This window comes from Tsuneonella aeria (assembly GCF_009827495.1).
Classification (GTDB): Bacteria; Pseudomonadota; Alphaproteobacteria; order Sphingomonadales; family Sphingomonadaceae; genus Tsuneonella; species Tsuneonella aeria.
The window spans coordinates 1398504-1418862 of the sequence record NZ_WTZA01000001.1 but is presented as its reverse complement, the minus strand read 5'-3'; the positions used below and the strand labels follow the sequence as shown (position 1 = coordinate 1418862).

Here is a 20359-nt window from a genome sequence, read left to right as displayed (position 1 = left end):
ACTAAGTGCGCCCCCTCGCAGGCAGGCCCCTGGCCCTGCCGCCGATGCCCCGTCGTCTAATGGTAAGACTACGGACTCTGACTCCGTCAATTGAGGTTCGAATCCTCACGGGGCATCCAGCTCTTCCCTGATTGTAACGATCGCCGGTCCAGCCGGGTGGTTGCGGTGCCGCCGCGCATCCGATTTCCGCCGATTTTCCAGCACGCGGGCGCACCGCCGTCTCGCGCAGGAAACCGTGTCCGATCGCCCGGGCAGGGGTTGCCACGATGACGCGCCGTGTTAACTCAGCTTCTGAAGCGCTTTGGCCCGTTTCGCGGGCTGGCGCTCTATCTAGCGCAGGCTCCGGGGAGGCGGCGAGAAGCGGAGTTACATGGCGGAATGGCCTTCCGACCTGGTTTCAACATTGATCGGCGAGCTGTTTGATTCTGCATAATCCCGTCATGCTCTGGCTTGCGGTCCTGCTGCCTTTCGCCGGCAGCTTTGCACTTGCGTTCCTGGATTCGCGGTCACGCGATCTCGCTGGCGCGCTGGCGGGTGTCGTTACCCTTGCCACGGCCACCCTGCTGATCCTTTTGTTCGACATGTCAGCGATGCCCGGCGGAAGCCGGACAACCCTGGTCTGGCTGCCGTCGGTCGGGTTCAATCTTTCCCTGCGGCTCGACGGTCTGTCGTGGCTGTTCGCGCTGATGGTCGCCGCGATCGGGTTCCTCGTGGTCGTCTACGCCCGGTACTACATGGCGAGCGAGGACCCGGTGCCGCGTTTCTTCGCGTATCTCCTGGGGTTCATGGGATCGATGATGGGGCTCGTCCTGTCGGGCAACCTCATCCAGCTCGCCCTCTTCTGGGAGTTGACGAGCCTCTTCTCGTTCCTCCTGATCGGTTACTGGTACCATAACGCTTCGGCGCGAAGCGGGGCGCGCATGGCGCTTATCATCACCGCGTCGGGCGGGCTGTGCCTGCTGCTGGGCGTGCTGCTCATCGGCAAGATCGTCGGCAGCTACGAGCTGGATGTCGTGCTGATATCGGCAGATGCCATCCAGGCGCATCCCCTGTACCTGCCGGCGCTGCTGCTGATCCTCCTGGGCGCGTTCACGAAAAGCGCGCAGTTCCCGTTCCATTTCTGGCTGCCCCACGCGATGGCCGCGCCGACGCCGGTGTCCGCCTATCTTCATTCGGCAACGATGGTGAAAGCGGGCATATTCGTTCTCATCCGGCTGTGGCCCGTGCTGGCGGGGACGGACGCCTGGTATGTCATCGTCACCACGACCGGCATCGTCACGCTGGTCGTGGGGGCATGGGCCGCGATCTTCCAGCAGGACCTGAAGGGCCTTCTCGCCTTCTCGACGATCAGCCACCTTGGGCTCATCACCCTGCTGTTGGGATTGGGCAGCCCGCTCGGCGCAGTGGCGGCGATCTTTCACACGATCAACCATGCCACCTTCAAGGCATCGCTGTTCATGGCGGCGGGGATCATCGATCATGAAGCGGGCACCCGCGATGTCCGGCGGCTGAGCGGGCTTTTCCGCTACATGCCCTATACGGCGACCCTTGCGATGGTGGCGGCCGCCGCGATGGCCGGGGTTCCCCTGCTGAACGGGTTCCTGTCGAAGGAGATGTTCCTCGCCGAGGCGATCGGCCAGAATTCCGGCACCTGGACGGATTACCTGATGCCGATCCTGGCGACCCTCGGCCTGTCGTTCAGCGTCCTCTATTCCGTTCGCTTCATTCACCAGGCGTTCTTCGGCCCCCCGCCGACCGATCTTCCGCAGGACCCGCGCGAGGCGCCGTTCTGGATGCTCTTGCCCATCGGGGTGCTGGTGTTCGCCTGCGTCGCCATCGGCATGTTCCCGGCCATGACGGTGGGACCGGTCCTGGCGTCTGCGGCCGGATCGGTTCTGGGGCCGCAGATGCCGCACTACAGCCTGGCGGTATGGCACGGCTGGAACGCGCCGCTGGTGCTCAGCCTCGTCGCGCTCGTCGTGGGGACGGCCGGTTATCTGCGCTATCGAGGGGCGCTGAACGAATTCGCGGGCGTGCCGTTGATGGGGCGCTGGCGGGGCAAGCGAACCTTCGAGGCGAGCCTGGCGAGCATCATCCGCCTGTCGCGCCTGATGCTGGCCTATGTCGCCACGTCGCGGCTGCAGCAGCAGTTGCGGCTGATCGTGTTGATCGCGGGGTTCGCGGCGCTGCTGCCTTTCGTTCGCTATGGCTACGCGCCTGGTTCGTTGCCCGGCACGATGATCGACCCCGGCTTTGGGCTGATCTGGCTGGTGGGCGGGGGCTGCGCGATCGCGGCGGCATGGCAGGCAAAGTATCGTCGCTTCGCCGCGCTCGTCCTGATGGCGGCGGCCGGCCTGGTGAGCTGCATCAGCTTCGTGTGGCTATCGGCGCCGGACCTCGCGTTGACCCAGTTGCTGGTGGAAACCGTCACCACCGTGCTCCTCCTGCTCGGCCTGCGCTGGCTGCCCGAACGCAAGCGGGAACTGTGGCCCGGCGGGAAAACGCCGTGGTCCGTCACGCGGCGGCGCGGAACGGACCTGTCGATCGCGATCGGCGCCGGGATCGGCGTAGCTCTGCTGTCCTACGCCATCATGACCCGCCCCATGGCGGAAACCGTCTCGCGCTATTTCATCGAGAACAGCTATGCCGAAGGGGGCGGGCGCAACGTCGTCAACGTCACCCTGGTGGATTTCCGCGCCTTCGACACGCTGGGCGAGATTTCCGTGCTGGCCATCGTCGCGTTGACGATCTTTTCCCTCCTGCGGCGGTTCCGTCCGGCACGCGAGAGCATCGTCGCGCCGCAGCAGCAGCAGGTTCAGGCTGAAAACGATGAACGCGATGCCGATCGCAGTGTCGGCGAAACCCTGACCGATTCGCTGTTCGTGCCCCGGGTCATCATGGAATGGCTGTTCCCGGTGATCATGGTCTTCGCGTTCTACCTGCTCCTTCGCGGCCACGACTTGCCCGGCGGCGGATTCGCGGGCGGGATCACGGTCGCGATCGCGCTGATCCTTCAGTACATGGCGATGGGCACGCGCCGGGTGGAGGCACGCCTCGCGGTGCGGCCGCTGGCATGGATCGGGATCGGCCTGCTTGTCGCCGTCACGACCGGTGCCGGCGCGATGGTGTTCGGGTACCCGTTCCTGACATCGTATTTCAGCTACCTCGATGTGCCTCTCATCGGCCAGGTCCCGCTGGCCAGCGCCCTGTTGTTCGACGTCGGCATATTCATCCTGGTGGTCGGGACCACCGCGCTCATCCTCACGGCGCTGGCGCACCAGTCCGTCCGGGCGCCGCAACGCAAGGCCGACCGCATGTCGCGCCAGGCGGTGAAGGAGGGCCACGAATGACGGCGCCGCTGCAGATGGAACTGGTCCTGGCGCTGGCCATCGGAGTGCTCACCGCCTCGGGCGTCTGGCTGATCCTGCGTCCGCGCACCTTCCAGGTGATCATCGGGCTTTCGCTGATGTCCTACGCGGTGAACCTGTTCATCTACGCGGTGGGTCGGCTGCGGGTCGATGCCCCGCCGATCGTGGGCAAGGGGGCGGCGAACCCTGCCTTGTACGACGATCCCCTGCCTCAGGCCCTCGTGCTGACCGCGATCGTCATATCCTTCGCGATGACCGCGCTGCTGCTGGTGGTGCTGCTGGCTTCGCGCGGGCTGACCGGAACGGACCATGTCGACGGCGAGGAGGAGGGCGAGTGAACAGTACGCCGCTCGACCACCTGATCGTCATGCCGATCCTCCTGCCCTTGCTGACCAGCGCGATCATGCTGCTGACCAGCGAGCGCCAGCGCACGGCAAAGAATGTCGTCAGCATCGCCACGATCCTGGCCGTGCTGGTGATCGATATCATCCTCCTCCTGCGGATCGTTGCCGTGGGACTGGAGGGCGCGCCCGCCACGCGCGCCTATCTGATCGGCGACTGGCCCGCGCCGTTCGGCATCGTGCTGGTTTCGGACTGGCTGTCCGCGCTGATGCTGATCCTTGCCGCGACCCTCGCGCTCGCCGCGATGATCTACGCCACCGCGCGATGGGAACGGGTCGGGCCGCGCTTCCACGCGCTGTTCCTGTTGCAGCTCATGGGGCTCAACGGCGCGTTCCTGACCGGCGACATCTTCAACCTGTTCGTGTTCTTCGAGGTGCTGCTGGCGGCATCGTACGGCCTGTTGCTGCACGGTTCGGGGGAGAAACGGGTCAAGGCGGGCCTGCACTACGTTTCGGTGAACGTGCTTGCCTCGCTGCTTTTCCTCATCGGAACCGCGATGATCTACGGCGTGACGGGCACGCTCAACATGGCCGATCTCGCCTATCGCATCGCGACCGTCCCGGCGCGCGATATCGCCCTTCTGCAAAGCGGCATGGCGATCCTTGGAATAGCGTTCCTGATCAAGGCCGGGATGTGGCCGCTCAGCTTCTGGCTGCCCCGGACCTATGCCGCTGCATCCCCGCCCGCAGCCGCATTGTTCGCGATCCTCAGCAAGGTGGGGATCTACGCCGTCTTGCGGATTTACCTGCTTTTGTTCGGGGAGGAAGGCGGATGGGCGATCAATTTCGGGGAGGAATGGCTGCTGATCGGCGGGATAGCGACACTCGCGTTCGGCACGATCGGCGTGCTTGCGGCACGCAGCCTGGCGGGTGTCGCCGGCTATTCGGTACTCATATCGTCGGGATCGCTGCTGGGCGTGATCGGGGCGGGGCGCGGCCAGGTGCTTGGCGGCGCGCTCTATTACCTGGTCAGCTCGACGCTGGCGCTCGCCGCGTTCTATCTGTTGATGGAACTGGTCGAACGCGCCGATGCGCGCACGGTGGACCTGATCGACGGGGAGCCCGTCTTCGATGACGAGGAAACCGAAGTCCGCGTGCTCGAGCAGGAAGAAAGCGAGATCGGGACGCGGATCCCGGCGACGATCGCGGTGCTCGGCGGCGGTTTCGTGTTCAGCGTGCTCCTCATGGCGGGCTTGCCGCCATTGTCCGGTTTCCTTGCCAAGTTCGCGATGATCGACGGCCTGCTGGACTTGTCGGAGAACATCGCCGCGACATCGTGGTGGCTGATCGGTCTGCTCATCGTCTCGGGCCTGGCAATCCTGATCTCCACCACGCGCGCGGGGATCGACTTGCTGTGGACGCCCGATGTCAACAAGCCGCCGCTGCGCGTCAGCGAAGCGGCGCCGGTCGGGATTTTGCTCGGCGTCTGCCTCGGCCTCACGATCTTTGCCGGGCCGGTGATGCGGTACATGGAACGGACCGCGATTTCCCTCTACGATCGGGAAGGCTACATCCAGGCCGTGCTCAAGGTGCTTCCGGACAAGGATCGGGCGTCAACATGACACGGCTGATGCCCTATCCGCTGCTCGGCGCGGGCCTGTTCGTCATGTGGCTCCTGCTGACGCAGTCGTTCTCGTTGGGACAAGTGCTGCTCGGCGCGCTCGTCGCGTTCATGGTCGTCCAGTCCACCGTGCGCCTTGCCCCCACCCGATCGAAACCGCGCGATTTCGGGGCCATGGTCCGGCTGCTCGGCATGGTCCTGGTCGATGTCATCCGCTCCAACTTCGCGGTGATGCGGATCGCCCTCTATCCTCAGGGGCAGCGCGTGTCGGGCTTCGTGCGCCTGCCGCTCGATCTGCGGGACCCCTTCGGGCTGACCGTCCTTGCCCTCATCCTCACCGCGACGCCGGGCACGATGTGGGTCGAATACAACCGCGCGCGCAGCGAACTGCTGGTGCACGTGCTCGATCTGGTCGACGAGGCGGAATGGTGCCGCCTGATCAAGCAGCGCTACGAAACGCTGCTGCAGCGAATATTCGAACCATGACCGTCACCGCCCTCGCCTGGACGATCACGCTGGCGCAGGTCCTTCTCGGGATCGCGATGTGCTGTGCGGCCTGGCGTGTCGCGGTGGGCCCGCGGGCGCAGGATCGCATTCTCGGCCTCGACACCCTCTACGTGAACGCGATGCTCCTGCTCATCACGTTCGGCATACAGACCGGGCGCACGCTCTATTTCGAATCGGCCCTGATCGTTTCCCTCCTGGGGTTCGTGGGGACCGTGGCCTGCGCGAAATTCCTGATGAGGGGGGAAGTGATCGAATGATCCAGGCACCCGATCTTCCGCAATGGGCGGCCCTTGTTACGGGCATCCTGCTTCTGGGCGGTGCGATTGCAGCGCTGATCGGATCGATCGGGCTGGTACGCATGCGCAGCTTCTATGACCGGGTCCACCCGCCGACGATTGGCAGCAGCATGGGCGTGGTCCTTATTGCCGCGGCATCCATCGTCTGCTTCTCGGTGCTGCGCGCACGCCCGTCGGTGCATGAAGTCCTGATAGTCGTGTTCGTGACGTTGACCACGCCGGTCACGTTCATGCTTCTTGGCCGCGCCGCGCTGTATCGCGACAGCGCGGAGAGCGACGACCGGATGCCGCCATCGCGGTGACCGGGCCGGGCGGCTTGGCCGTTGCGGGTTGACCTGCCAGCGGGTAGGGCGGCGGGAATGACTGAAAGAGAAGAACGCGACCTTACCGGTCGCAAGTTTTACGGCGCCGACCAGGAAGTCGCCTTTTCCGACAAGGCCACGCCCGACACCCCGCAAACACGCCATCCCGCCTATCGCCTGGCATTTCGGGACACCGATTTTCTGCTGCGGGAGGAATTGCGCCCGGTGCGGTTCCAGCTCGAACTGCTGAAGCCGGAAATGCTGCTCGACGAAGCGGGGGTCGGGTCCACGCTGGTAATGTACGGATCCGCCCGCATTCCATCCCCTGACCATGTCGACGCGCTGCTGAAGAACGCCACCGATGAAAACCGCGTGGTCGCGGAACGCCTTGCGGCGAAGGCGAAGTATTACGACGAAGCCTACCGCCTGGCCCGCATGGTCAGCGAACGGGCGATCGTGCAGGATGGGAAGCGCCAGTTCGTCATCACGTCAGGCGGCGGGCCGTCCATCATGGAAGCGGCCAACCGCGGCGCGAGCGAGGCGGGTGCGGAATCGATCGGGCTCAACATCGTGCTGCCGCACGAACAGGCGCCTAACCAGTACGTCACGCCCTATCTCAGCTTCCAGTTCCACTACTTCGCCCTGCGCAAGATGCACTTCCTGCTGCGGGCCAAGGCGGTGGCCGTGTTCCCCGGCGGGTTCGGCACGTTCGACGAATTCTTCGAGCTTCTGACCCTGATCCAGACGGGCAAGATGAAGCCCATGCCCATCCTGCTGTTCGGCAAGGATTTCTGGACCCGGGTGATCGATTGGGACGCGTTCGCGGAAGAAGGCGTGATCTCGCGGGACGACCTCAACCTGTTCCGCTGGTGCGAGACGGCGGAGGAGGCCTGGGGCCACATCGCCGGCTTCTACGACATCCAGGACTAGCGCCCGCTCCGCACGGCCTGGTGGCCCAGCGGGCCGTTGGCCGCGCCAAGGCCCGGCGCGGCTTCGATCGCCGCACGCACGAAGCGCCGGCCCAGCCGCACCGCGTGCGGCAGCGGCTGCCCGTGGGCCAGCATGGTGGCGATCGCGCTCGACAAGGTGCAGCCGGTCCCATGGGTGTGGCGCGTGTCGATGCGCGCGTCCCCGAAGCTCGCGAAGTCGCCATCGGCCAGGATGAGCGTATCGAGCACCCGGTCCCCTTCCGCATGGCCGCCCTTGGCCAGGATCGCGCAATCGTGTTCGCGGGCCAGAGACAGGGCCGCAGCAGCGATCTCCTCGTGAGAGGACACGGCCATGCCGGTGAGCGCGGCGAGCTCCGGAAGGTTCGGCGTCACGAGGGTGGCGATCTTCATCAGGGGCGCGAACGCGGCGATCGTCGCATCGTCTGCCAGCACGCCGCCGCTGGTTGCCACCATGACGGGATCGAACACCACGGGTCCGGCAAAGGTTTCCAGCCGCTGCAACACCGCCGCGGCGATTTCCGGAGAGCCCAGCATGCCGATCTTCACCGCATCGGCGCCGATATCCGACAGGCAGGATTCGATCTGCGCGCCGACGAAGTCCGCGCCAAGCGCCTGAACGGCCTGGACGCCGCAGGTATTCTGCGCGGTGATCGCGGTGATCGCGGTCATGGCGTAGCCGCCCAACATCGTCACCGTCTTGATATCGGCCTGGATTCCCGCCCCGCCCGAACTGTCGGACCCGGCGATGGACAGGACCCGCGGGACGTGGGCGGGGGTCATCCGCGATACTTCCGCTCGGCAGACGCGGGGAATTTACCCAGGAGGCTGGCGGCGCGGGTCGGCCGGTCCATCAGCTCGCCGCCGCAATTGGGGCACCGATCGTCCAGCGCATCAGTGCATTCGGCGCAGAACGTACACTCGAAGCTGCAGATGAAGGCACCGGGCGCATCGGCCGGAAGGTCCGTTCCGCAGCGTTCGCAATCGGGGCGCATCTCCAGCATCAGGCGGCCTGCTTTACCGTCTCGCAGATTCCCTGGACCACGCGCCGGACCTGCGCGGCATCGTCGCCTTCCGCCATCACCCGGATAAGCGGCTCCGTGCCCGATGCGCGGATGACCAGGCGGCCGCGGCCGGCAAGCTCCGCCTCCGCATCGGCGATTGCGGCCTTCACGCGGGCATCGTCCAGCGGACGGCCGCCGGAATACCGCACGTTCTCGAGAAGCTGGGGGACCGGTTCGAACATGTGCAGCAGCTCGCTGGCGGGCCGGTTCGCGCGGACCAGCGCAGCCAGCACGCCGAGCGCTGCGACGGTGCCATCGCCGGTGGTGCCGTGATCGAGCAGGATCATGTGACCGGACTGTTCCCCGCCCAGGTTGAAGCCGCCGGTGCGCATCCGTTCGAGGACGTGGCGGTCCCCCACTTTCGTGCGTTCCAGCGTCAGCGAATGGGCGCCCAGGAACCGTTCCAACCCCAGGTTCGACATTACCGTGGCGACGATGCCCGCGCCCTTCAGGGTTCCGGCCTGCATCATCTGCAATGCGATCAGCGCCATGATCTGGTCGCCGTCGACCGTCTCGCCCTTTTCGTCGACCACGATCAGGCGATCGGCGTCCCCGTCGAGAGCGATGCCGATGTCCGCCCCTTCGGCCACGACCCTGGCCTTGATCGCGTCGAGCGAGGTGGAGCCCACGTCGCGGTTGATGTTCGTGCCGTTGGGGCTGACGCCCAGGGGGATCACGTGCGCGCCCAGTTCCCAGATCGCCGAAGGGGCGACCTGGTACGCCGCGCCGTTCGCGCAATCGACCACGACCCGCAAGCTATCGAACCGCACCTCCGCGCCGATCGACTGCTTGACCGCGTGGATGTAGCGGCCGCGCGAATCCTCTATCCGGCGCGCACGGCCCACTGCGGGTGCGTCGGCAAGCAGCGGTTCGGCATCCAGCAGCGCCTCGATCGCCAGCTCGTCCTCGTCCGACAGCTTGAAACCGTCGGGGCCGAACAGCTTGATGCCGTTGTCTTCGAACGGGTTATGGCTGGCGCTGATCATCACGCCAACGTCGGCGCGCAGCTCGCGCGTCAGCAGCGCGATGGCCGGGGTGGGCAGGGGGCCGGTCATGACCACATCCATGCCCACGCTGGTGAACCCGGCGACGAGCGCGTTTTCCAGCATGTAGCCCGACAGCCGCGTATCCTTGCCGATGACCACGCGGTGGCGGTGATCGCCGCGCAGGAAATGGCGCCCGGCGGCCTGGCCGACCTTCATCGCGACCGCGGCGGTCATATGGCCGGCGTTGGTGCGGCCGCGGATGCCGTCCGTACCGAAGAATTTGCGTGCCATTGCGAAAGCGTCCAACCCTTTGCTGCCTGTTCCGCCCGCTTTGCCGCCAAGGTGCTGCAAAGTCACCCGGTTATGGCACGATCATGCCTCTGGTGCGGCGCGGCGAAGGCGCTATCGTCCGCGCCGATGGACAACACGGTCGAAACGCGCGCCGAACGGCAACTGGTGACAGTCAGGATTCCGGCGGGGTGGACGCTCCTGGGCCTGGTGGCGGGCCTGGTCTGCGGATTGCTGGTCGCCCGTAGCGGCGCAAGCGAAGGCGTGCTGGCGATCGCGGCCCCGGTGGGCACCTTGTGGCTGCGCGCGCTGCAGGTCACCATCGTGCCGCTGGTTGCGGCCCTCCTGGTCCTGGGAATCGCGCAGATATCGCAGGCGGCGATGGCCGGTGCAGTTGCGCGGCGAATGCTGGGCTGGGTGTTTGCCGTCCTGCTGTTCTCCGGCGTGACGAGCGTGACCTTCATCCCGTTCCTGCTCGACATGTTCCCGCCCCCGTCGGCGGCGGCGGGGGTTCTGTCCGCCGGGGGCGCGGCGCAGGACGTGCCGGGCCTCGCCGCATTCGTCGAATCGCTGATCGCGCCCAATATCATCGCTGCTGCGGCGGAGACCGCCATGTTGCCGCTGACGCTGTTCTTCGCGGCGTTCGCTTTGGCGCTCGTGCGGTTGCCGGCGGCGCAGCGGGACCTGCTGCTGGCCGTGTTCCGCGCGCTTGCCAACACGATGCTGCTGATCATCGGCGCCGTCCTGTGGGTCGCGCCCATTGGGGTGTTCGCGCTGGCGGTGGGCGTAGGCGCGGCGAGCGGGGGTGCAGCCTTCGCCACTCTGGCGCATTATATCCTCATCGTCGTCGCCGCCGGCACGGTGGTCCTGATCGCGGGATATATGCTCGCATGGCTCGTCGGCGGGATCGCTCCGCACCGTTTCTTCCGCGCGCTGGTGCCGGCGCAAGCCGTTGCCCTGTCCACGCAAAGCTCGCTTGCGAGCCTCCCCGCCATGCTTGACGCCGCCCGGCGGCTGAAGCTGCGGGAGGAGACGGCCGAATTCGTCCTGCCGCTGGCGGTGGCGATCTTCCGCGCGACCAGCCCGGCGATGAACCTGGCGGTGGCGATCTACGTCGCGCACCTTGCCGGGGTAGAGCTGACCCCTGCGGCGCTGGCCGCCGGGGTTGCGGTCGCCGTCATTATCGCGATCGGTTCCGTCAGCTTGCCCGGCACGATCAGCTTCGTCGTCTCGGTGGGCCCGATCGCGCTGGCCATGGGCGTGCCGATCGGTCCCCTGGCGCTGCTGGTCGCGGTCGAAATGATGCCCGACCTGATGCGGACCATCGGCAACGTCACGCTGGACACCGCGCTGGCGGCGGCGGTCGATCGCAAAGTGGAAGCGGAATCCGGCGCCGCGCTGCAACCCTAGCGTCCGGCGTGCATTGGTGTATCGAACCCGACGTACGTCTTCATCATCCGACCACGGGAGAAAACCATGGCCTTTCAAGTCACGCCGCTGCCCTATGCCGATACGGCGCTGGAACCTGCGATCAGCGCCGAAACCCTGAGCTTCCATCACGGCAAGCACCACAAGGCCTACATCGACAAGACCAACGCCGCGATCGAAGGCACGGAACTTGCCGACGCCGACCTCGAAACGGTGATCGCCACCGCGCGCGGCACCAACCAGGGCCTGTTCAACAATTCGGCGCAGAGCTGGAACCACGGGTTCTACTGGCATTCGCTGGGCGAGAGCGCGGGCACCCCGTCGGACGAACTGAAGCGCATGATCGACGATTCGTTCGGATCGGTCGAGGAACTTGCCAAGCAGCTCAAGGAACGCGGCGTCGGTCACTTCTCGAACGGCTGGGTCTGGCTGCTCGAGCGGGGCGGCAAGCTTGAGATCGGCGAGACGCACGATGGCGACACCTTTGCGGACAAGGACGCCAACCCGCTGCTCGTGATCGACCTGTGGGAACACGCCTATTATCTCGACCACCAGAACCTGCGCCCGCGTTACCTGGACGCGGTGGTGGATCAGAAACTCAACTGGGCCTTCGCCGCGGAAAACCTCGCCCGCGGAACCACATGGAAATATCCCGCCTGAACTGAACCCCACGGGGCATTTGCGGGCCCGCTCCGTTCAGGCGGGGCGGGCCGTCTGCTGTTCCGCCGGGGCCGGATCGTCCGCTTCGCCCGCAGGCGACAGTGGGAACAGCGGCTCGCCGAAAACGAAGCCGATCAGGTTCGGGCGCCCGACATGGTCGAAGAACGCGGTCAGCGTCAGCAGGATCGGCACGGACAAGAGCGCGCCGAACACGCCCCAGATCCAGGAAAAATAGCTCAACGCCAGCAGGATCATCACCGGGTTCATGGTGAACCGCGCGCCCAGGATGGACGGCGTGAAAACGTTCGATTCCACCGTGTGCAGGCCAAGGTAGGCCGCTGCGGGGATGATGCCGACCAGTGCCGTTTCCGCCGTGCCGACGCCGTACAGCGCCAGGATCGCGGTCATCGCAAGCGGGCCGATGTAGGGCAGGAAATTCAGGATCGCGGCGAGCCCGCCCCACATCACCGGCGCGTCCATACCGAATGCCCAGGCGGCCAGGCCGACGACCAGGCCGACCAGCGCGTTGATCCACGTCACGGTCAGGATGTAGGCCGCCACCCGGTCCTGCACATCGCGTATCACGCGGGCGGCCTTGATGCTGGCGCCGAAATCGGTCCGTTCGAGAAGCAGGCGGCGACGCAGGCGCACGCGCGCCTCCACCATGAAGAACGTCATCAGGAACGTCAGCAGCACTTCCAGCACCACGCTCGGCGTGGCGTAGGCGAATTCTTCGAGGAAGGACGGTGTTGCGACGACCACTTCGTTGCCCGAACGGCCGGTCAGCTCGGCCAGGCGGTCGTTCGCCGCCGCCAGCCAGGCGAACTGGTTGCGCAATTCGGCGAAGCGCTGGCCGATCTGGTCGATCACGGCCGGCAGGGTATCGAACAGCACGATCGCCGGCTGCAGGATCAGCAGGCCCGCCAGGACGAGGATCGCGAAAAGCGCCAGCAAGGCCACCAGCGAAGCCAGCACGTTGGGCAGGCCCCACCCGGCCAGCTTGTCCGCCAGCGGGGACAGGACAATCGTGAGGATCAGGGCGGTGACAAGCGGCAGGAAGACCACCGATCCGATGGACAGCACGAATGGCAGCGCAAGAAACAGCCCCAGCCCCAGGATAACGACCAGCGCGGAGATGAGGCGCAATTCCTGCGCGGCGAACGTCATGCGCGTGATGCGCGCCTTCCGCACCGCCGGCTCACCCGCTGGCGCGCTGCCTGGTCCCTCGTTCATTATGAACTTTGCCCCCCACAGATGATCGGTTCGGACGACGGGTTCGGGTGACCCGCAACGTGGACCGCCGGCCCGGCCCGATCAAGCCTTCAACGCGTGGGTTCGCTGACCCCGTTGCCCGCCGCCACCAGGTCCAGTTCTTCCAGCAGTGCACGGTGCGCGCCGACGTCTTCGATCGAACGCTGCGGGATGTCGCCCTGATCGAGCATCGAGGTAAGGGCGGCGCGTGCGCGGCCCACCCGGCTCTTGATCGTGCCGACGGCGCAGCCGCAGATTTCGGCCGCCTCCTCATAGGAAAAGCCCCCCGCGCCCACCAGGAGCAGGGCCTCGCGCCGTTCGGGCGGCAAGGTCAGCAGTGCGCGGCGCATATCGCTGAGGTGGATGGGTTCTTCCTGCCCCGCTGGCGCGGTGAGAATGCGTTCGGCCACCGATTCATCGTAATCGCCGCGGAAGCGATTGCGGCGCATGTCGGTGAGGTAGGCGTTGCGCAGGATCACGAATGTCCAGGCGCGCATGCTGGTGCCGGGTTCGAACCGTTCCTGCGCGGCCCAGGCCTTGAGCAGCGTTTCCTGCACCAGGTCGTCCGCCATGTCGGGGCGCCCGCACAGGCCGCGCGCGAACGCGCGAAGGTGCGGCACCACGGCGGTGAGATCGCGTTTGAAATCCGCCTTTTCGGAAGGCGTCCGATTGCCGTCGGACATCAGTTTCCGCGGTCCAGCTTCGCCAGCAGGTCCGTGAAACTGTCGGGCAGCGGTTCGTCCACGACGGAATCGTAAATCTGGCGCAAGCCGTTGGCCCAGCCCGGCTTACCGGCAGGTTTGGATTTTTTCATTTTCACACCGCCAATGCCCCCAACAGCCGGCGACTGGTTATCCGATTGCTTGTTCAAATTGATGCCCAACATAAAAATGGTGTCGTTGCCGAGAATGGCAGGCGCGCCCAAAACGCCCACATAATAGCAGATTCACCCGCAGGGAACGAAGACGCACTTTCTTTGTTCCCTTTGAAACCTTGGCCATCGAGTCTGGGAGGGTGGCTGACGGCAGATGCGGGGCAATTCTTGAGTAAAAACATGATCCGCCCGCGGAGCACCAGACGCTTCCTGGTTACGTACCCGCGCGCGGCTCCATTGGCGATTTTCCTTTTGATCGCGGCGGTCACCGCCCTCAGCGTCTTCGCGATCGAGCGGGGCGAACGGCGGCGCGAAGAGGCCCGTCTTGTCGAAACGGCCAAGTCCATCGCGTCGGCGATCGAACGGCGCGGCAATACCTCGGCGGCCTATCTGCGGGCGGGCGCGGCCCTGTTCGGCACGGTCGATGCGGTTCCCGAGGCCCTGTTCCGCCGCTTCGTGAGCGAACTGCGGCTTGATTCCGATTATCGCGGGGCGGAAGGGATCGGCTGGGCCGAGATGATCACCGCCGACGAGATTCCCGCTTACGAGAGCCGGATACGGGAACAGATCCCCGGTTTTCCGTCGGTGCGCCCCGCGCCCAGCCGGCCGGGCATGGAAATGACCCCGATCACCTACCTGCTGCCCGATACGATGCGCAATCGCCGGGCATTGGGGTTCGACATGTATTCGGAACCCGTCCGCCGCGCCGCGATGGACGAGGCCGAGCGGATGATGCGCCCCACCGCCAGCGGCAAGGTGGTCCTGGTGCAGGAGGCCGACCTCAATTCCCCCGGGTTCCTGATCTACATGCCGGTTTATATGCACGGCGATAACGCGCGCCGGCTGAAGGGGTTCATCTACAGCCCGTTCAACGCCAACGCGTTCCTGTCGACCGCCCTGCAGCAGGAGACCCGCAACGACATGGGAATTCGCCTGTTTGACGGGAACGTGTCGGGCAGCAACCTGATCGCAGCGATCGGGGCGACGGACAGGCCGGGGCGCACGCTGGTCGAACGCATCGTCATCGCCAACCGGCCAATGGTGCTCGAAGTCCAGTCCAAGCGGGGATCGAACCTGTCGATCCTGTCGCTGCTGACGCTGTTGTTCGGCTTGCTGGTCGCCAGCCTGCTGATGATCGTGGCGCGGTTGCTGACGCAGCAGGCGATCGAGGACCAGAAGTCGCTCGAATGGCTGGCCGAACAGAACTCGATCCGTGACACGCTGACGCGCGAGCTGAACCACCGCGTCAAGAACACCCTCGCCAATGTCCTGTCCATCGTCAGCCTGACACGGCGGCGGGCGACCAACCTCGACGAATTCGCCGAAGGACTTGACGGCCGCATCCGCGCGCTGTCCGCCACGCACGACCTGCTGACGCAATCGGAATGGGGCACCACGCCGATCCGCGCGGTGGTCGAGGCGGAGCTTGCGCCCTATGCGCGGGCGGAAGGCGCGCTGGAACTGGCCGGCCCGTCCGTGGACCTGGCGCCCAACGATGCCTTGTCGCTGGGCCTGGCCATTCATGAGCTCGCGACGAACGCCGCGAAGTACGGCGCCCTGTCCACCGCGGGGGGCAAGGTCCGCATCACCTGGGCGCTCGACCGGGACGATCTGGCCAGCGTGCGGTGGGTCGAAAGCGGCGGGCCGCCGGTCCCGCAGGATCGATCGCGCGGCTTTGGCACCGATCTGATCGAAAAGATCGTCGCGCACGAGCTGCGCAACCCGGTTGAGCTGGAATTCCGGCCCGAAGGGGTAACGTGCACCCTTCACGTGCCGGTGCGGCCGCGGAGCGAGTTTGAGCTGCGGGCTCGCCGCCGGGCGCTTGCGGCGGCCCGGTAACGCCGCGGGGTCCGAGAGCCGGATTGTGCACGGCCGGATCGTGCACGGCCGGACCGCGCACAAAAAAGGGGCCCGCGAAGGCCCCTTTTCGTTGCCATGAACCTCTTGCCGGTCAGCCGAGCGGGCGGCTCGATCCGAAGAACAGCGCCTGGCTGATCGCCGCGCGGACGGTCGCTTCCTGGAACGGCTTGGTCACGAGGTACGTCGGTTCCGGGCGGTCCCCGGTCAGCAGCCGTTCGGGATAGGCGGTGATGAAGATCACCGGCACGCTGTCGATCGCGAGAATATCGTCCACTGCGTCGAGGCCCGAAGATCCGTCGGCGAGCTGGATATCGGCCAGCACCAGGCCCGGCGTGCACTCGGCCACCACTTCCTGCGCCTGGGTGCGGGTGGCTGCCGTGCCGCAGATTTCGTGACCCAGCGAACGCACGAGGTCTTCCAGCTGCATCGAGATCAGCGGCTCGTCTTCGATGATGAGCACAGTAGTGGCGGATTCACGGTCAATCTCGGCGATCGCCTGCTGCACCATCGTTTCGATGTCGGCCGGATCGATCTCCATGATTTCGGCTGCTTCGGGGATGGAGAAATCCTCCAGCGTCGTCAGCAGGAGCGCCTGCCGGTCGAGCGGGGTAATCGCGCTGAGGCGATCCTGGGCGACCGTTTCGTGCCCGCTCCCCTCGCTCTCGTCGCGCCCGATTTCCATGTAGGCGCTGGACCAGACCTTGTTGAACGCCTTGTACAGCGGCACGCGGCCACCCGACAGCGAGGCCTTCAGATCCTCGTCAGCGAGCGCGGCCTCGAGCGTGGCGCGCACAAACGCGTCGCCCGTCTGCTGCGACCCGGTGAGCGCGCGCGCATAGCGGCGAAGATATGGCAGATTGGCAGCAACTTGATCCCCGAGCGACATGCATTCCCTTCCCGTGATTCTCGCGCGATTAACGTGGTCCGTTGGCGAAGGTTCCGCAACCCCGCGTTGATTTCACCGTCATCGGCGGGCGGCAGCGGCGCACATCGGCGGTCGCGCCCCTCCCGCACATCGCGCGCATATAAAACCGTTATTTTACAGTGCTTCGACGCCGGGTCAGCGACAAACCGAAAAATTTTCGCACGGACGGGAACACCGATCGTGATCGATCATTTTAGCTGTGTCACCGCCGAGACCCCCCCTCCCGTCCAAGCGGCTGGTGATACGATCCCGAAGGGCCTCCGCTCTCGAACAGAGCGGAGGCCTTTTTTTATGCTTCGCGCGGCCGAGCCTGGGCCCCGGCTCGCTCAAGCTGACCGGACTCAGGTGAGGGCGCTTTTGATCCGGCCAAGCAGGCCCGCCTTGGGCGGTTCGCTCAGCGCGGCGATGAGGGCGGCCGGGTCGTAGGGTTTCTGAAGGACAGGCCCGAGTTCCGCGATTTCCGGCGGAATGTCCTGCGGGGCACCGGTCGAAAAGACGATCCGGGGCGGCTTCGGGCCGACCGAGTTGACGAGCTCGGCGAGGGCCCATCCGTCGTCGCGGTCGGCCAGGTGGACGTCGAGCACGAGCCCGTCCGGTTTTGCATCGCGCAGGGCCGCCAGCGCCTCTTCGGTGGTGCGGCACAGCGTCACCGACGACGCGCCGCCATCGAGCAGCGCCTGTTCGATCGCCATTGCAATCAGGGGGTCGTCCTCGACCAGGAGGATCGAGCCGAGTGCGATCTTCTCGCCGCGCGTTCTTACCGGCTGCTTGGCCATCCTGGTTCCTGACTCCTGCCCGGCCGACATGTCCGACCGGTATCCCGCGAACGGCGACGTGCGGGGCCCGTTCCCGCCACGACGCCAGTTTGCGCCGATCCGTGGCGAGCGGCTTACGCGCCGCTGGGCACGAGCGATTTTTCGTAGATAACGTATTCGCGGTTGATCCGGCTCTCGATCGCGTCGGCGATGGCCACCATCCCTTGGTTGTCGTCGAGAATCCAGCCGATCTCCCCCCGACTGGCGCCGTAGTTGGCGATCGCGTTGCGGCGGATCGTCTCGATCATCATGAAGGCAAGCTGGCTGGCCATGCGCGACGACTGGAGCCGTTTCACGACGCCCATCAACGGCACCCGCATCGTCCGCACGCGGGGGCGCCGCATCCAGCGCAGCACGCGCAGCCAACCCATCGGGAACAAGCGGCCCTTCAGCGGCGCCAGCACTTCGTTGAGATCGGGCAGGGTCATCATGAACGCGACCGGCTCGCCATCGTATTCGGCCACCATGATCAGGTCTTCGAACACGATCGGCCGGAATTTCTTTCCGGCGTAGGCGATCTCGCTCTCGGTGAAGGGGACGAAACCCCAGTTGTCCGACCAGGCATCGTTCAGGATATCGAGGATCAGCTTCGCTTCGTCATCGAACCGGGCCTTGTTCACCTTGCGGATGCGGATGCGCGGGTTCTTTTCCCCCGCGGCCACGATCCGCTGGATCAGCGGCGGGAATTCCTTCGTGATATCGATTTCGTACGTCAGCAGCGACTTGGCCGGGGCATAGCCGCCAGCGCTTTCGATCCAGTCGGCGTGGCTGCGCGGCTGGTGTCCCATCATCACGGTGGGGGGATGATCGTGCCCGCGTACGAGTTGTCCGGGTTCTTCCCACACGGACATGCCGAGCGGGGCGAGCACCCGGTTCATGCCGTGCGCGCGCAGCCAATCCTCGGCGTGATGGATGAGGGCGTGGGCGACATCCTCGTCCGCCGCCTCCAGCAGTCCCCAGTTACCGGTGCCGGGCCCCATGCCCTGTTCGGGCGGCTGGGCGAGGGCGAGCCGGTCGATATGCGCGGAGATGCGCCCCACCGGTCGACCGTCCTCCCTTGCGATGAAATGAGCGACGTCGGCGTGTTCGAAGAACGGATTGCGGCCCGGGGTCACCAGTTCCAGCGCTTCCGACCGCAAGGGGGCCACCCAGTTGGGATCGTTCGCATTCAGCCGATAACTGAGATCGACGAATTGCGCCCTCTCGCGCTTGTTCGTTACCGGGGTGACCTCTATCTTTCGCATCGAGCGTTCGCGCCTCTTGTTCATTTCGCGTCATGCGCGAAGCCGCTAGGCTCCGCGCGGATAGGACGCGCTCCGCGTTCGGAAAAGCATAAATGACCACGACGACCTCGCCACTCCCAGCCGCCAAGCCCGCGCCCGCGGCGGCCTATTCCGGCGCGCGGAACGAGGATGACCGCGCCCTGCTGCGGGCCGCGGCGGAGCTGACCCGCGATATCGCGACGGCCAACCCGCGCATCTACTGGGCCGACATGCTGGGTTCCGCGGCCCTCGGATACGGCGCGCTGGCAGGAGCGATCCTTGCGCCGGCCACCTGGCTGAGCATCGTGCTGGGTGTCGTGGCCACGCTGGCGCTGTACCGCGCCCTGCTGTTCATCCACGAACTGACGCACCTCCACCGCGATGCGCTGCCGGGCTTCCGCACGACGTGGAATCTCCTGGTCGGCATCCCGATGCTGACCCCGTCCTTCATGTACGAGGACGGCCATACCATCCACCATTCCCGCAAGCGCTATGGCACGCGGGACGATCCGGAATACCTGCCGCTCGCGCTGATGAAGCCGTGGAGCCTCCCCGTGTTCCTGCTGATTGCGCTGCTGGCACCGCCGGCGCTGGTTATACGGTACGGCATCCTGGCGCCGCTCGGCCTGCTGTTTCCGGCGGTGCGGCGGATGAACTGGGAACGGTTCTCGACCCTGGCGATCAACCCGGAATTCCGGCGGCGCCCGGCCGATCCAAAGGACCGCAAGCGCTTCATCCTGCTGGAAACCGGCGCCGCGCTGTGGGCCATGATGCTGATCGCCAGCATCATGATCGTCGGCTGGCGGCCGATCGCCGTGGCTCTGGCGGTTTTCTCTGCCGTCGCCGTGCTCAACCAACTGCGCACCCTGGTGGCGCATCTCTGGGAAAACGAAGGGGAACCGATGAGCGTGACGGCGCAGTATCTCGACACCGTCAACGTGCCGCCCCCCGGGTTCATCGCGGCGCTGTGGGCGCCGGTGGGCCTGCGTTACCACGCGCTGCACCACTTGCTGCCCTCGCTTCCCTATCACGCGCTGGCGGAGGCCCATCGCCGCATTTCGGCACATGAAGGGGCGCAGGCGACATATGGCCGGGCGCATCATCGCGGCCTCTTGCCGCTGGTCGGGCGGATCGCGGGCAGCACGATGCGGCGGCGCGATGGAATTCGGGCAGCGGGGCAGGGTGAGGCGACGCCCCCTGCCGCGCATGCAAAGAGGGCTGCCTCTCTCGAGACAGCCCCCTAGTTCGCCACCCGCGCCGGAAGCGCGGGGTGCGTGACGACTGATTACTGCGGCGTCGCTTCGGTGGTCGGCGTCGTGGTGGCAGTAGCAGTGGCGGTCGCGGTCACGGCCGGATCGGTGGCGGTTGCAGCCGGATCGGTCGCCATCGCGGTGTCGGTGGCCATCGGGTCGGTCGCCATTGCGGTGTCGACCGGCATGGGCTCGGTCACGGTGGTGTCGGTCGCCGTGGTGTCTTCCGGAGTGCTGTCGGCGCAAGCCGAAAGCGCGAGAGCAGCGGCCAAGGCGGGAAGGGCAAATTTCTTCATGCTAGGAAACTCCAAGAG

21 protein-coding genes and 1 tRNA gene are annotated in these 20359 nt (G+C 66.0%); 12 read left to right on the top strand and 10 right to left on the bottom strand.

Annotated elements, in window-relative coordinates; genetic code table 11:
* Positions 1-45: 45 nt before the first annotated feature.
* From GRI40_RS07025 to GRI40_RS06990, 8 genes are all read left to right on the top strand, one after another.
* Positions 46-119, top strand: a tRNA-Gln gene (locus GRI40_RS07025).
* A gap of 321 nt (positions 120-440) precedes the next feature.
* Positions 441-3350, top strand: a complete 2910-nt coding sequence (locus GRI40_RS07020; RefSeq protein WP_160610671.1) for a monovalent cation/H+ antiporter subunit A — start codon at positions 441-443, stop codon at positions 3348-3350.
* Between the two features lie 14 nt (positions 3351-3364).
* A complete protein-coding gene (locus GRI40_RS07015) occupies positions 3365-3706 on the top strand; it encodes a Na+/H+ antiporter subunit C (RefSeq protein WP_160611477.1) in 342 nt (113 codons plus the stop codon).
* Entirely contained in the window at positions 3703-5331 is a 1629-nt protein-coding gene (locus tag GRI40_RS07010; RefSeq protein ID WP_337190516.1) for a monovalent cation/H+ antiporter subunit D, read from the top strand. Before GRI40_RS07015 ends, GRI40_RS07010 begins: the two co-directional genes overlap by 4 nt.
* Positions 5328-5816, top strand: a complete 489-nt coding sequence (locus tag GRI40_RS07005) for a Na+/H+ antiporter subunit E (protein WP_160610670.1) — start codon at positions 5328-5330, stop codon at positions 5814-5816. The genes GRI40_RS07010 and GRI40_RS07005 overlap by 4 nt, the downstream gene beginning before the upstream one ends.
* A complete protein-coding gene (locus GRI40_RS07000) occupies positions 5813-6094 on the top strand; it encodes a K+/H+ antiporter subunit F (protein WP_160610669.1) in 282 nt (93 codons plus the stop codon). The genes GRI40_RS07005 and GRI40_RS07000 overlap by 4 nt, the downstream gene beginning before the upstream one ends.
* Complete coding sequence (gene mnhG / locus GRI40_RS06995; RefSeq protein ID WP_160610668.1) at positions 6091-6435, top strand: monovalent cation/H(+) antiporter subunit G; 345 nt, start codon at positions 6091-6093, stop codon at positions 6433-6435. Before GRI40_RS07000 ends, mnhG begins: the two co-directional genes overlap by 4 nt.
* 57 nt (positions 6436-6492) lie before the next feature.
* Entirely contained in the window at positions 6493-7365 is an 873-nt protein-coding gene (locus GRI40_RS06990) for an LOG family protein (protein WP_160610667.1), read from the top strand.
* Here the strand turns inward: GRI40_RS06990 and thiD are convergent.
* The 3 genes from thiD to glmM are packed head-to-tail and all read right to left on the bottom strand — an operon-like array spanning position 7362 to position 9723.
* Complete coding sequence (gene thiD / locus GRI40_RS06985; protein WP_160610666.1) at positions 7362-8165, bottom strand: bifunctional hydroxymethylpyrimidine kinase/phosphomethylpyrimidine kinase; 804 nt, start codon at positions 8163-8165, stop codon at positions 7362-7364. The two genes, GRI40_RS06990 and thiD, sit on opposite strands and share 4 nt — an antisense overlap.
* Entirely contained in the window at positions 8162-8386 is a 225-nt protein-coding gene (locus GRI40_RS06980; RefSeq protein ID WP_160610665.1) for a DUF1272 domain-containing protein, read from the bottom strand. The genes thiD and GRI40_RS06980 overlap by 4 nt, the downstream gene beginning before the upstream one ends.
* Entirely contained in the window at positions 8386-9723 is a 1338-nt protein-coding gene (gene glmM, locus GRI40_RS06975; RefSeq protein ID WP_160610664.1) for a phosphoglucosamine mutase, read from the bottom strand. Before glmM ends, GRI40_RS06980 begins: the two co-directional genes overlap by 1 nt.
* A gap of 126 nt (positions 9724-9849) precedes the next feature.
* Between glmM and GRI40_RS06970 the strand changes: the two genes are divergently transcribed.
* Together GRI40_RS06970 and GRI40_RS06965 are read left to right on the top strand one after the other, a co-directional pair.
* On the top strand, positions 9850-11130 hold the full coding sequence (locus tag GRI40_RS06970) for a dicarboxylate/amino acid:cation symporter (protein ID WP_160610663.1): 1281 nt from the start codon (positions 9850-9852) through the stop codon (positions 11128-11130).
* Positions 11131-11196: 66 nt separating this feature from the next.
* On the top strand, positions 11197-11808 hold the full coding sequence (locus GRI40_RS06965; protein WP_160610662.1) for a superoxide dismutase: 612 nt from the start codon (positions 11197-11199) through the stop codon (positions 11806-11808).
* A gap of 36 nt (positions 11809-11844) precedes the next feature.
* Here GRI40_RS06965 and GRI40_RS06960 read toward each other — a convergent pair whose 3' ends face one another.
* From GRI40_RS06960 to GRI40_RS14085, 3 genes are all read right to left on the bottom strand, one after another.
* Entirely contained in the window at positions 11845-13041 is a 1197-nt protein-coding gene (locus GRI40_RS06960) for an AI-2E family transporter (protein WP_160610661.1), read from the bottom strand.
* 89 nt (positions 13042-13130) lie between these two features.
* A complete protein-coding gene (locus GRI40_RS06955) occupies positions 13131-13742 on the bottom strand; it encodes a sigma-70 family RNA polymerase sigma factor (RefSeq protein ID WP_160610660.1) in 612 nt (203 codons plus the stop codon).
* A complete protein-coding gene (locus GRI40_RS14085) occupies positions 13742-13984 on the bottom strand; it encodes a NepR family anti-sigma factor (RefSeq protein ID WP_337190515.1) in 243 nt (80 codons plus the stop codon). The genes GRI40_RS06955 and GRI40_RS14085 overlap by 1 nt, the downstream gene beginning before the upstream one ends.
* Positions 13985-14113: 129 nt before the next feature.
* Here GRI40_RS14085 and GRI40_RS06945 point away from each other — a divergent pair, with 129 nt between their 5' ends.
* Positions 14114-15772 carry a CHASE domain-containing protein gene (locus GRI40_RS06945; RefSeq protein WP_160610659.1) on the top strand — a complete coding sequence of 553 codons (1659 nt, stop codon included), beginning with the start codon at positions 14114-14116 and terminating at the stop codon, positions 15770-15772.
* Positions 15773-15884: 112 nt separating this feature from the next.
* Here the strand turns inward: GRI40_RS06945 and GRI40_RS06940 are convergent, their stop codons facing one another.
* From GRI40_RS06940 to GRI40_RS06930, 3 genes are all read right to left on the bottom strand, one after another.
* Positions 15885-16679, bottom strand: a complete 795-nt coding sequence (locus GRI40_RS06940) for a response regulator (RefSeq protein ID WP_160610658.1) — start codon at positions 16677-16679, stop codon at positions 15885-15887.
* Positions 16680-17059: 380 nt separating this feature from the next.
* Positions 17060-17494: a response regulator gene (locus tag GRI40_RS06935; protein ID WP_160610657.1), complete on the bottom strand. Its 435-nt coding sequence runs from the start codon at positions 17492-17494 to the stop codon at positions 17060-17062.
* A gap of 113 nt (positions 17495-17607) precedes the next feature.
* Positions 17608-18801, bottom strand: a complete 1194-nt coding sequence (locus tag GRI40_RS06930) for a GNAT family N-acetyltransferase (protein WP_237489015.1) — start codon at positions 18799-18801, stop codon at positions 17608-17610.
* A gap of 68 nt (positions 18802-18869) precedes the next feature.
* On the opposite strand from GRI40_RS06930, the gene GRI40_RS06925 reads away from it, so the two are divergent.
* The gene (locus GRI40_RS06925) at positions 18870-20039 is read left to right on the top strand and encodes a fatty acid desaturase family protein (protein WP_160610656.1); all 1170 of its coding nucleotides are present in this window, start codon (positions 18870-18872) and stop codon (positions 20037-20039) included.
* A gap of 41 nt (positions 20040-20080) precedes the next feature.
* Here the strand turns inward: GRI40_RS06925 and GRI40_RS06920 are convergent, their stop codons facing one another.
* Positions 20081-20341, bottom strand: coding sequence for a hypothetical protein (locus GRI40_RS06920; RefSeq protein WP_160610655.1), 261 nt, complete (start codon positions 20339-20341; stop codon positions 20081-20083).
* Positions 20342-20359 lie beyond the last annotated feature (18 nt).

Excerpts from the sequence above, each read along its gene's own strand:
- GRI40_RS07020 (WP_160610671.1), top strand. The coding sequence starts at position 441 with ATGCTCTGGCTTGCGGTCCTGCTGCCTTTCGCCGGCAGCTTTGCACTT.
- GRI40_RS07015 (WP_160611477.1), top strand. The coding sequence starts at position 3,365 with ATGGAACTGGTCCTGGCGCTGGCCATCGGAGTGCTCACCGCCTCGGGC.
- GRI40_RS07005 (WP_160610670.1), top strand. The coding sequence starts at position 5,328 with ATGACACGGCTGATGCCCTATCCGCTGCTCGGCGCGGGCCTGTTCGTC.
- GRI40_RS07000 (WP_160610669.1), top strand. The coding sequence starts at position 5,813 with ATGACCGTCACCGCCCTCGCCTGGACGATCACGCTGGCGCAGGTCCTT.
- mnhG (WP_160610668.1), top strand. The coding sequence starts at position 6,091 with ATGATCCAGGCACCCGATCTTCCGCAATGGGCGGCCCTTGTTACGGGC.
- GRI40_RS06990 (WP_160610667.1), top strand. The coding sequence starts at position 6,493 with ATGACTGAAAGAGAAGAACGCGACCTTACCGGTCGCAAGTTTTACGGC.
- thiD (WP_160610666.1), bottom strand. The coding sequence starts at position 8,165 with ATGACCCCCGCCCACGTCCCGCGGGTCCTGTCCATCGCCGGGTCCGAC.
- GRI40_RS06980 (WP_160610665.1), bottom strand. The coding sequence starts at position 8,386 with ATGCTGGAGATGCGCCCCGATTGCGAACGCTGCGGAACGGACCTTCCG.
- glmM (WP_160610664.1), bottom strand. The coding sequence starts at position 9,723 with ATGGCACGCAAATTCTTCGGTACGGACGGCATCCGCGGCCGCACCAAC.
- GRI40_RS06970 (WP_160610663.1), top strand. The coding sequence starts at position 9,850 with ATGGACAACACGGTCGAAACGCGCGCCGAACGGCAACTGGTGACAGTC.
- GRI40_RS06965 (WP_160610662.1), top strand. The coding sequence starts at position 11,197 with ATGGCCTTTCAAGTCACGCCGCTGCCCTATGCCGATACGGCGCTGGAA.
- GRI40_RS06960 (WP_160610661.1), bottom strand. The coding sequence starts at position 13,041 with ATGAACGAGGGACCAGGCAGCGCGCCAGCGGGTGAGCCGGCGGTGCGG.
- GRI40_RS06955 (WP_160610660.1), bottom strand. The coding sequence starts at position 13,742 with ATGTCCGACGGCAATCGGACGCCTTCCGAAAAGGCGGATTTCAAACGC.
- GRI40_RS06945 (WP_160610659.1), top strand. The coding sequence starts at position 14,114 with ATGATCCGCCCGCGGAGCACCAGACGCTTCCTGGTTACGTACCCGCGC.
- GRI40_RS06940 (WP_160610658.1), bottom strand. The coding sequence starts at position 16,679 with ATGTCGCTCGGGGATCAAGTTGCTGCCAATCTGCCATATCTTCGCCGC.
- GRI40_RS06935 (WP_160610657.1), bottom strand. The coding sequence starts at position 17,494 with ATGGCCAAGCAGCCGGTAAGAACGCGCGGCGAGAAGATCGCACTCGGC.
- GRI40_RS06930 (WP_237489015.1), bottom strand. The coding sequence starts at position 18,801 with ATGAACAAGAGGCGCGAACGCTCGATGCGAAAGATAGAGGTCACCCCG.
- GRI40_RS06925 (WP_160610656.1), top strand. The coding sequence starts at position 18,870 with ATGACCACGACGACCTCGCCACTCCCAGCCGCCAAGCCCGCGCCCGCG.
- GRI40_RS06920 (WP_160610655.1), bottom strand. The coding sequence starts at position 20,341 with ATGAAGAAATTTGCCCTTCCCGCCTTGGCCGCTGCTCTCGCGCTTTCG.